The sequence below is a fragment of the Mucilaginibacter sp. genome (assembly GCF_028288105.1).
Taxonomy (GTDB): Bacteria; Bacteroidota; Bacteroidia; order Sphingobacteriales; family Sphingobacteriaceae; genus Mucilaginibacter.
In genome coordinates this window covers 16,867-27,385 of sequence record NZ_JAQBOI010000210.1, presented here as the reverse complement: position 1 = coordinate 27,385, position 10,519 = coordinate 16,867, and the positions used below count along the sequence as shown (strand labels likewise).

Sequence of the window (10,519 nt, the reverse complement as noted above, 5' to 3'; positions counted from 1 at the left end):
AGATCTATCAAAAATTATCATTCCTGCTTGTTTTGCTGGTGGTACTCACTGCCGGATGCAAAAAAGATATTGTAAAGGAGCAGGAAGATGCTAACCCTCTTCAGCCGCGCATATTTGACATATTAAGGGAGTTTTCGGGGGCGCAGATCATTAACGAAGGTGATACCGCTAAGTTTAACGGCATCGAAATAACGCCTGCCAAAGAAGCCACAATAAGCTGGATGGTGAACAATGTAGAGGTATCAAAAGATAAGAAGTTTAGTTTTGCCCCTAAAAGCGGTGGCGAGTTTACTATTAAATTAAAGGTTACTTATAACGGCGATTCTACTGTTAGGAGTACCAAGGTGTTGGTTAATCCATCAACCTATACTTTTAAGCCCTATACCAGGATAGCCATGTCGTATTTAACACAGGATGCAACCGCGGCTAACGTAAATTTCAATAACGTTACCCATGTCACTTATAAAATAGGTTTGGTTTCTCCGGAGGGCGATCTGGATACATCCCCGGGAGAAGTAGGCCAAAAAGCCAGAGAAATTGTGGCAAGGGCGCATATTGCACAAGTGCCGGTTATAATGGGTATAAGCGGCAGGTTATCGGGTATTGATGGCTGGGCAATTTACGAAACCAACGATTTTGGTACCGCAATCCGCGATCCTGCAAAACGTACAAAACTGATAGGCCTTATTAAAGCCTACGTAGCCGCCAAACGTATGGATGGCGTAGATATCATGATGACGGACATCAACTCTGGTAACGCGCCAGATAACATCCATGCCATAGGGCCTTTCCTTACAGAATTGAAGGCGGCTTTGCCATCAACCGCATTAATTACCGTTACCGCAACAGTAAATTACCAGCACTGGGAATATCCTGATCTTTCTGCCGCGAGCTGGGTTAACCTGCATGCTTATGAAGATAATGTCCATATTGGGCCCGGTGCCCCGGTTGGGCAATCTTCAAGCCTACAGTTTATGATAGATGGTGCCGCTATATGGCCAAACTTCCATTTGCCGGCCAGTAAACTGGTTGTAGGTATGCCTGCCTTTGGTTTGCGTTACAATGCCCTGGATGCCCAAGGTAACAACGAAAGCTGGGGATCATACGATTACATGACCTACAAGGATATTTTAACTGCCGACCCAACCGCGTTTAGCAAGGAGTTTACAAATAAATCGGGCGCAGGTGGTGTGTATTACAACGGCGTGCCATTGATCACCCAAAAAGCAGAGTACCTGAAAAATAACGGCTTTAAAGGCGGTTACCTATATGGTGGCGATTACGATACCCAGGACGCAAACTCATTAATGCTGGCCTTATTTAACGGAATAAAATAATCCCGACGATGAAAAAGATATACGGTTTTGCGTTCGCCCTTTTGCTGATGTACAGCTATACAAACGCGCAGGATAAAACCATTAAATGGAGCGGTTACACCTGGAATGTAAAAGAACCGGCAGAAGCCACAGGGCCCGGGCCAAATTATTGGAGCGGCAGTAATGTATGGGTTGACGGCAGCGGTTGGCTGCATTTAAAGATAGCTAAGAACGCAGCAACAGGCCGATGGGAGTGTGCCGAAGTTGCCAGTACCGAAAGCTTTGGTATGGGCACTTACCAATGGCAAATAGATGCCGATATTGATAAGTTTGACAAAAATGTTGTACTGGGCCTGTTTGACTATTCGGGTACCGACGCACGTGATGAGATAGATATTGAGTTTGCCCGGTGGGGCAATAGCGCTTACCCTAATTTAAATTATACTGTTTACCCTAAAGTGGGCGACCCGCCAAGGCATACCAGTTATTCAACGGAATTTACATCGCCAAATGGTACCTATACCACACATAGGTTTATAAGAACGCCCAGTAGTGTTACCTTTAAAACCCTGTACGGCCATTTAAATGACGAGCCGAAGGATAATTTGTTCCTGAGCAAAGAGTTTAAAAGCCCATCGGTATCTATTAGCAGTGTGAACATGCCGGTGCTGTTAAATCTTTGGTTATTTAAAGGCCAGGCACCAACAGATGATAAACCTTTTGAAGTAGTGATACACAGCTTTAAATTTACCGCGCAGTAAAGAAGTAGATTGTTGATTAGTATATACCCGGTTGCTTTATAAAGTAACCGGGTTTTTTGTTTTTAAGGTATATAGATAATGCAAAGTCATGATTTCTATTAGATGGGGGTTGGCTATAACAAAATTTAAATCGTAAAATATGTTTGAACTAAATTACACGCAGGTAATGCTTCAATTAACAGGGTCGGGCATAGCGGGGTGTTTAGGGTCATAAATAGCAACCCCAACCCTTGAATCGGCGCAGCCATAATATAGGAACCACCTTTGCTTAAAGTAAACCATTCCCTCAATAAAGACTGTACCGGCAGGGTATTGCCCGCTTTTTTCGAACGATGCCATTGGGCGCATGAATGGAAGATCCAACCGGGTTATGGGTTTCGACGGATCATTTTTATCAAATAAGGCCTGGCCTGCACAATAAGAATTTGCAGTAAATCGTTTATCCCCGTCATCACCAGATTTATTTTTGCCATTATAAAATAAGATGATCCCTTTATTGGTAAGCAAAGCAGGCGGCCCGCATTCTGTTAATTCGCTGTCAAAATAGCCCTTGCGCGGTGAGATAAACTCTTTTAAAGAGCCGTCGCTATTTACAACAGGTGCCCAGTCAACCAGGTTTAATGAGGTTGCCCCATAAACGTGCAATTCGCCCCAGTACATCCAGTATTTGCCATTTATTTTGGTAATCATTTGCTTGCCCTGTTCTATCTTAGTTAATATCGATGCCGATTTATGAGCAATGTTCAGAAATTTGCCCTGGTAAGCATCCTCAAATATAGGTCCGTGTTTAACCCAGTGTTTTAAATCCTTTGAAGTAGCTACTCCAAGTCGTGGCAGCTCACGGTTCCATTGGGTGTAAAAAACTACATAGGTGCCATTTTTGGTAACTGCTACACGTGGGTCTTCGCATCCACCGGGCCATTCATACTTCTTCTGGCTATCTTCTGCAGGATAAAACACCGGCGTTTTTGAACGTTTAAAATGTAAACCATCGGTACTTGAGGCATAGCCCAAACGAGAGGTGCGAAAACCTATGCCCACGCCTGATTTATCTTCGGAACGGTATAACACAACTATTTTCCCATTGAGTAGGGTAGCAGCAGGGTTAAATGTATCATTAGATTCCCAACCTATTAACTTGTGTAAAACAGGATCCATAAAACGTGTGGTACTATCAGGAGAAATAATGGGATTGATACCCGCGGGCCTTACAAACCCGCCAAAAGCCCAATCTGGTAGTTTGTTTTGTTGTGCAACTACGCTACCATGCAGCAGTAAAATAAGGGCGAAACTTCTAAAAAAGGTATAAACAACTTTCATGGAATTATTTTTTTTCTGGCGTTATATTGTAAAGCGCTTCTATCTTCTCTAACGGTACACCTTTGGTTTCGAATAAGTATCGGGTCACAAAAAATATCATGCTGAAGTTGATTAGTGCATACATGAAAAAAGTTATTGGTGCACCAAGGCCCGATAGCATTAACGGAAAGGTTAGAGAAACAATGGAGTTTGCTACCCAATTGCCAAATACAGCTATAGAAGTGGCTGTTCCCCGTATTTTGTTCGGGAATATTTCGGCTACATACACCCAAAGCACTACACCCCAGCTACAGGCAAAACCGCCTATATAAACAAATATACTGCCCAGTACAAAGTAATTATCAAGCTTGTTAAAATAGAAGAGTGCTGCTAACAGAAACATACACAAACCCATTACCCAGGATCCAACGATAAGCAGCTTTTTCCTGCCCACTTTGTCGATAAGCGGAAAAGCCACAATGGTAAAGATGAGGTTAACAACACCCGTTAAAATGGTTTGGAACAAAACGCTGCCACCTATTTTAACCTTTTCAAAAATAAGCGGTGCATAGTAAAATATAATGTTGATACCGGTAAGTTGGGCTACCGAAGCAAACACCAGCCCGATAATGACCACCCGGCGAAACCGGGGGGTAAATACATCGCTCAGGCGTGGTTTAGATTCTGAGCTGATATCTTTTTTAACAGCTGTAACCTCGGCAACGGCCTGCTCCGAACTGTAGATCTTACTAAAAATATGTTCTGATTCTTTCTCTCGGTTGCGGGTGATGAGCCAGCGCGGGCTTTCGGGTACAAAAAGTAGCAGTACAAAAAATATAACCGATGGCACTACAGCAGCGGCAAGCATAAACCGCCAGTAATGTTCTGGAGATATAGCGCTAAAAATACCGCTGCCTATTAAATAATTGGATATAAATGACAGCAAAATACCTGTTACTATGGCCAGTTGCTGTAACATACCCAGGCGGCCCCTGAATGCTGCAGGGGCTACCTCTGATATGTAAATGGGTGCAAGTGTAGATGCCATACCAATAGCAAGCCCACCAATTAGCCGGTAAGCTACCAATTGTACATAACTGCCCGCAATACCGCTGCCTACTGCTGCAATAATATAAAGCAATGCTGTTACTATCATTAGTTTTTTACGGCCAAAGCTATCCGCAAGCCTGCCAGCAAATAGTGCGCCGGGTATACAGCCGATAGATGCCGCGGCTACTACAAGGCCAAGTGCAGCATCGTTAAGATGGAACACTTGTTTAATATCATGTATGGTGCCTGCAATTACGGCGGTGTCAAAACCAAATAGTAAGCCGCCAAGGGCAGCTACTATTGATATGAGTATGGTATAGTTTTTCATTTACGTTTATTACAATGTTTTTTCGATGGTGTAAATAGACAGCACTTCGGCATCTGTTAACGCGCGGTTGTAAAAGCGTATATCATCCATTGATCCTTTGAAAAACGCCTGCCCATAATAATAGAACGGGCTGCTGGTATCGGTAAAATTCATTTTGCCTTTTGGCAACTGCTGGCCTATAGTTAAGTTTACCGGTGATGCAAGTGTAATGGGCACGCCGGTAACATCGGCAGTTTTTACCAGTTTATCATTTACGTAAAATTTCATGGTGCCATTGGTATATGATGCAGAGATAAACGTCCATACATCTGCCGGAACTACCCCCGGGTTACTATCAACATCGTGGTAACCATTATCGGCATGGATGGTTAAAAATAAGAAGTTACTACCCTGCAACTGAAATTTAAACCCATTGTAAGTGTTTAAGGAGAACATGTAATTATCAGGGTTGGTTTCATGGCGTTTAACCCACAGGCTTATCGTAAATTCTTTAGGATTCAGATCTGCCGTGTATGGAACTTCAACGTTGGCGCCATTTTGAAAATCGTAAGCACTGTTTGCCTGGTTAAAACGATTTGCAATTAGCTTAGGCAGCGTGTTACCATCCACAGGGGCCGATCCGGGGCCTATGTATCCTGTCATTAACGTACCATTATGCCCGTTACCCGATGCGTCATCAGCATTGCCGTTAAATTTCCACTGGGCAATTAAATTTTCAACAGAAACTTCCTGAATAAGGCGTGATTGGAAAGCAACTATCGCACGGTGTAAATTTGCGGCGGCATTATCAACTTCCTGCTGGCTATATTTGGTCGATTCTTTTGTGGCATTAGCCAAATCAATAGCCTTTTTCAGATCGGTACGGGCGCCAACAGCATAATCACCAGGTTTATTACCTTCGGTAGAGTTGGAGTAAAAAAGCGTAGCCGAATCAATGGTCAGGCCTATTTTAGCGTGGTCGGGGTTATATGTTTGTGGTTTATTGGCATCCTTTTTACAGGCAGCCAGGTTAAAAAGCAATACTAAAGCCAACATGCTTATAGCTGCAATTTTATAATATGTCTTCATAAACTTATTTGTTTAATTAGTTTAATAATTTATTAGTTAAACGCTCGCTTAATGGTATCGGGAAAAACTTATTGGCGTTATAATTAAAGTTAGGGGTATCTTTTAACGCATTTGTAGCATAAGTACTTCCATAGCGAATAACATCGTAAAACCTACCGAACTCTAAAGCCAACTCCGACCGTCTTTCGCGGCGAATAATATCGCGCAACTGGGTTTGGCTGGTAGTGGTAATATCTGGCAATAAGCCTGCTGGCACAGAGCCGCTACCGGGTAGGCTGGTATCAAATAAATAACTTTCGCGGGCACGTTTACGCACTTTATTTAAAGGTACCAAAGCTTCGGTGCTTTTACCAGATTCATTCAAAGCCTCAGCCTCAACCAACAATATATCTGCCAGGCGAATAACCTCTTCATTTAAATTACCATCGCCTTTTGTGGCTACCGGTATTTCTGATAAAGGCTGTATATGTTTTTTAGTTATATAACCAGTTGCAGTCCAGCTTGGGTCAAAAGCACTGTCAAAATAAGGCTGACCGGCACGGCCAACTGTATAATCCAAACGGGGGTCTACTACACCTGAAGGCGACAGTTCAAAATTATCAACCAAATTTTGTGTAGGCTGAAAAAAGCCATAGCCATTTAAAGCGCCGCGTGGTGCAAACGCCTGGTTAAGGCCGCTGCCTTGTTTAGGGCTTAAACCGGCGGTATGCCAGATACTAAATATCGCTTCAGAATTATTTTTGGTAGATGCGCTAAAGTTATCGGTGAATTTATTGGTTAAAGAATAACCCAGGTCTTCAACACTTTTTGCTGTGGATGCTGCCAGCGGGTATTTAGCTTCAAAAAGGTAGGTTTTGGCAAGCAAAGCCAATGCAGCCCCTTTGGTGGCACGGCCATTATCTGCACCGCTCCATTTTGCGGGTAGGGCAGTGGCGGCTTCTGTACAGTCTTTTTCTATCTGTGCAAATATATCTGCCTGTGGCGCAGCGGCGGCGTCAACGTTATCGGCCGTGGCAACCTGTAAACGTAAGGGGATATTGCCATAAGTGTTTGTGAGCGTAAAATAATAATACGCCCTTAAAAATTTAGCCTGGCCAACAATGGTTTTCTTGTCTGCATCGGGCACGGCTTTATTATCATCTGTTAAGCCTTGTATTACAAAGTTAGCTTTAGATACACCATCATAATACCTGGCCCAAACGTTCTCAATTGCCGAGTTGCTATTAATGATATTGAAGTTATTAATGTTATCGATATCAGCCTGATCGCCGGTAAGCCCGCCTTTAACTGCATCGTCAGAAGCTACATCACCCAATACCCATGTTTCGTTGGAAAATGCATCGCCATAGTTTAAAGGCACGTAAGCCGCGGTTAAAGCAGCATTTGAATTAGCTACAGAGGTGAAGTATTTGCCCGCCTCGTACTGGCCCAGGATTGGCTGCTCGAGCACTTTTTTGCAACCGGTTGCTAATATCAGCAAACCGCCTGCTATGGTTATATATATAGATCTTTTCATGATTTAATTATTATAGGATTAAAAGTTCGCGTTAAAACCAACGGTAAATGTGCGTGCAGACGGATAAGTACCAAAATCAATACCTACGGCCCTTGCACCATCGCCAAGCGAGTTGCTGTTTGTGTATATTTCCGGATCAATACCGGTATACTTGGTAAACGTAAACACATTTTGCGCGCTCACAAAAAACCTAACCGACGATAGTTTTAAGCTTTTAACCAACTGATTGCCTACGGTGTAACCTATTTGCACGTTCTTTAAACGCAGGTAAGAACCGCTCTCCAGAAAACGGGTAGACGGGCGTTTGTTATTAGTTGCGCCATCCCATGACAGGCGTGGGAATTCATTGGTGCTACCTTCACCCGTCCAGCTTTGCGTGGCAACCCTTTCGGTTATGTTAAATGAGCGGTAAAAGCCTTCAATATCGGTATTTACCTGGTTATATAATTTATTGCCGTAAACGCCCTGAAAGAACAAGCTGGCATCAAACCCTGCATATGAAAAATTAGTAGTTAAGCCATAAGTAAACTTAGGGATAGGGCTGCCAACATAAGTACGGTCATACTGATCGCTGATCACGCCATCGGGTATGCCATTAGGGCCGCTGATATCTTTGTACTTAACATCGCCCGGTTTAATGCCCGGCCCCTGGTAGGCATGGGTAAATACCTCCTGCTCGTTTTGGAAAATACCATCTTTTTGCAATAGGTAAAAGGCGCCAATAGGATGGCCAACTTCGGTACGTGTTGCATAGTAATTATTATCAATACGGCCACCTACGATTGCTGAGCCGCCCGCAAGCGATGTAACCTCGTTTTTTACGGTGGCAAAATTACCTATGATATCATACTTAAATTTATTAATGGTGCTGTGATAACCCAGTTCTAATTCAAAGCCCTGGTTGCGTATATCACCTGCATTTACAGTGGCGCTACCCGCGCTGCCTGTACTTGATGGTTTTGCAGGTGGCAATAACACCCCCGATGTGTTTTTGATATAATAATCGGCAGATGCGGTTAACGCGTTGTTAAATAAGCCCAGATCTAAACCAAAATCTGTTTGTGTACTGGTTTCCCATCTTACATTGGGGTTGCCCAGCGTGCTAATGGCGTAGCCCGCGTTACTTGCTCCGTTAAAAGGATAATAACCCGATGTACTAACTAATGTAGCATAAGGGTAGTTACCGATCTCCTGGTTACCTAACTGGCCTATACCCGCCCTTATTTTTAATAAGCTTATATCTCTGACATCTTTTAAGAAACTTTCCTGGTCAAGCCTCCAACCTAATGATCCCCCGAAGAAATTACCATAGCGGTTGCTTGGATCTAACCTCGAAGAACCATCTCTCCTTACATTAAATGTTGCCAGGTATTTATTGTCAAAAGCATAATTTACACGGCCAAATAGCGAAAATAATGCAGAATGCGACTGATTGCCGCCATTTTGCTGTATCCCTAAACCATTGTCGAGATATTGGAAACTTCCGCTTTGATCTGCATATTGTGTACGTGATGCACCCAATTGGCGTACATCGCTTTTTATAATTTCTGTTCCTAACAGGAAGTTGAAAACATGTTTTTTAGCAAGTGTAAGGTCGTACGTAGCTGTATTGGTCCAGTTATAATCAAACAAATTGGTATTGGATTGTGCTAAACTGTTTGGCGAGTTTAAAAAACGATCTATTCCCCAGGTAGCAAAAAACTGTTTGTAATCTGTTATCAGAAAATTGGTGCCAAAATCTGTTCTTATCTTCAGGTTTTTAATGGGCTTTAGTTCCATGAAAATGTTACCTAAAATGGAGTAACCCATAAAGTTACGGTTATAATTATCTGCAAAACCTACCGGGTTTAGGCCATCACCAAAAAACTCGGGATGATCCGGAAGGTCCACGAAATCACCGTTGGCATTACGAATGGGCGTTGCGGGTGTGCGAAACAATGCATAACGTAAAACGCTGGCGCCGGGGTTGCCATCGCCAAAGCCATCTCCGGATGTACCAACCTGGCGGTTTTTTGAGTAACCTAAATTTATATTTGTACCTACAGACAAGTATTTTGATAACGTGCTGTTAATGGCGGTACGTAAATTAAGGCGGTCAAACGATGAATTTTTGATCAACCCTTGTTGCCCAAAGTAATTGGCAGATACTATGTAAGTAGTATTATCATTACCACCGCTTATTGATGCCTGTACATTACTGATAGGCGCGGGGCGCAGTACTTCTTTTTGCCAGTTCACATCTGGTAAACCTGCTATTACATCTGCTGGTATAAGCGTACGGCCATCATTGGTTGCGGCTGTATTATAAGCAGCAACATATTGGCTTGTATTGGCCATTTTAATAAGATGCTGCGAGGTTTGCACGCCTGTATAGGCATTAACGTTAACCTTGGGTTGGCCGTTTTTGCCTTTTTTAGTAGTAACGATAACCACACCGTTAGATGCACGCGCGCCATAAATAGCTGCAGATGACGCATCTTTAAGTACACTAATGCTTTCTATATCATTTGGAGAGATCTCATTGATACCATTTTTGGTAGGTATACCGTCAATAATATACAGTGGGCTGTTATCATTTATGGTACCTACTCCGCGAATGCGGATATTGATAGCATCGCCCGGCGCGCCCGTTTGTTGTGTTACTGTTACGCCGGCTGCCTTACCCTGAAGGATCTGATCGGCACCACCTACCGGAAGATTGGCTATATCACTGCTTTTAATAACTGACACGGCACCGGTAAGGTCCACCTTTTTCTGCGTGGCATAACCCACAACCACCACCTCGTTAAGGTTACTGCTGGATGCAGCTAATTTAATAAGCATAGGGCTGTCGAAAGTAGCATTTACAGTTTGTGTAACGTACCCGATGCTTTTAATCTCGAGCACCGCACCGTCGCTAACATTAAGCTTAAAGCTTCCATTAATATCTGTTGCTACACCATTTGTGGTGCCTTTTACCTGCACAGTGGCGCCGATAAGGGTTTCGTTATTGCCGGCGTCGAGTACCTTGCCTGTAACGGTTCTGCTCTGCGCCCGGCTTTCTAAGCCAAAGCAGAGTGTAAGGACAAGGCAAATTGCCATAGCCTTCCATTTTGATTTAAAAGTAAAGTTGATCATAAGCGATTTTATATTGGATTGAGTTGGTTTTTAACGTTAATATTTCAAGAAATAGAGATTGTGT

General features: G+C 43.1%; 7 protein-coding genes. 2 read left to right on the top strand and 5 right to left on the bottom strand.

All coding sequences use genetic code 11. The features are described from left to right. Positions 1–1,337, top strand: a 1,337-nt coding sequence (locus JWQ85_RS14275; RefSeq protein WP_299469081.1) for a glycoside hydrolase family 18 protein, incomplete at its 5' end; no start/stop codon positions are given. Between the two features lie 8 nt (positions 1,338–1,345). Then, on the top strand, positions 1,346–2,077 hold the full coding sequence (locus JWQ85_RS14270; RefSeq protein WP_299469079.1) for a glycoside hydrolase family 16 protein: 732 nt from the start codon (positions 1,346–1,348) through the stop codon (positions 2,075–2,077). 171 nt (positions 2,078–2,248) lie between these two features. Here the strand turns inward: JWQ85_RS14270 and JWQ85_RS14265 are convergent, their stop codons facing one another. The 5 genes from JWQ85_RS14265 to JWQ85_RS14245 are packed head-to-tail and all read right to left on the bottom strand — an operon-like array spanning position 2,249 to position 10,455. Continuing rightward, entirely contained in the window at positions 2,249–3,397 is a 1,149-nt protein-coding gene (locus JWQ85_RS14265; protein ID WP_299469077.1) for a glycoside hydrolase family 130 protein, read from the bottom strand. A gap of 4 nt (positions 3,398–3,401) precedes the next feature. Further along, positions 3,402–4,754, bottom strand: a complete 1,353-nt coding sequence (locus tag JWQ85_RS14260) for a sugar porter family MFS transporter (protein ID WP_299469075.1) — start codon at positions 4,752–4,754, stop codon at positions 3,402–3,404. 9 nt (positions 4,755–4,763) lie between these two features. Further along, the gene (locus JWQ85_RS14255; protein WP_299469073.1) at positions 4,764–5,822 is read right to left on the bottom strand and encodes a LamG domain-containing protein; all 1,059 of its coding nucleotides are present in this window, start codon (positions 5,820–5,822) and stop codon (positions 4,764–4,766) included. A 16-nt stretch (positions 5,823–5,838) separates the two neighbouring features. Further along, a complete protein-coding gene (locus JWQ85_RS14250) occupies positions 5,839–7,338 on the bottom strand; it encodes a RagB/SusD family nutrient uptake outer membrane protein (protein ID WP_299469071.1) in 1,500 nt (499 codons plus the stop codon). Between the two features lie 18 nt (positions 7,339–7,356). Continuing rightward, positions 7,357–10,455, bottom strand: a complete 3,099-nt coding sequence (locus JWQ85_RS14245) for a TonB-dependent receptor (RefSeq protein WP_299469069.1) — start codon at positions 10,453–10,455, stop codon at positions 7,357–7,359. Between the last annotated feature and the right edge of the window lie 64 nt (positions 10,456–10,519).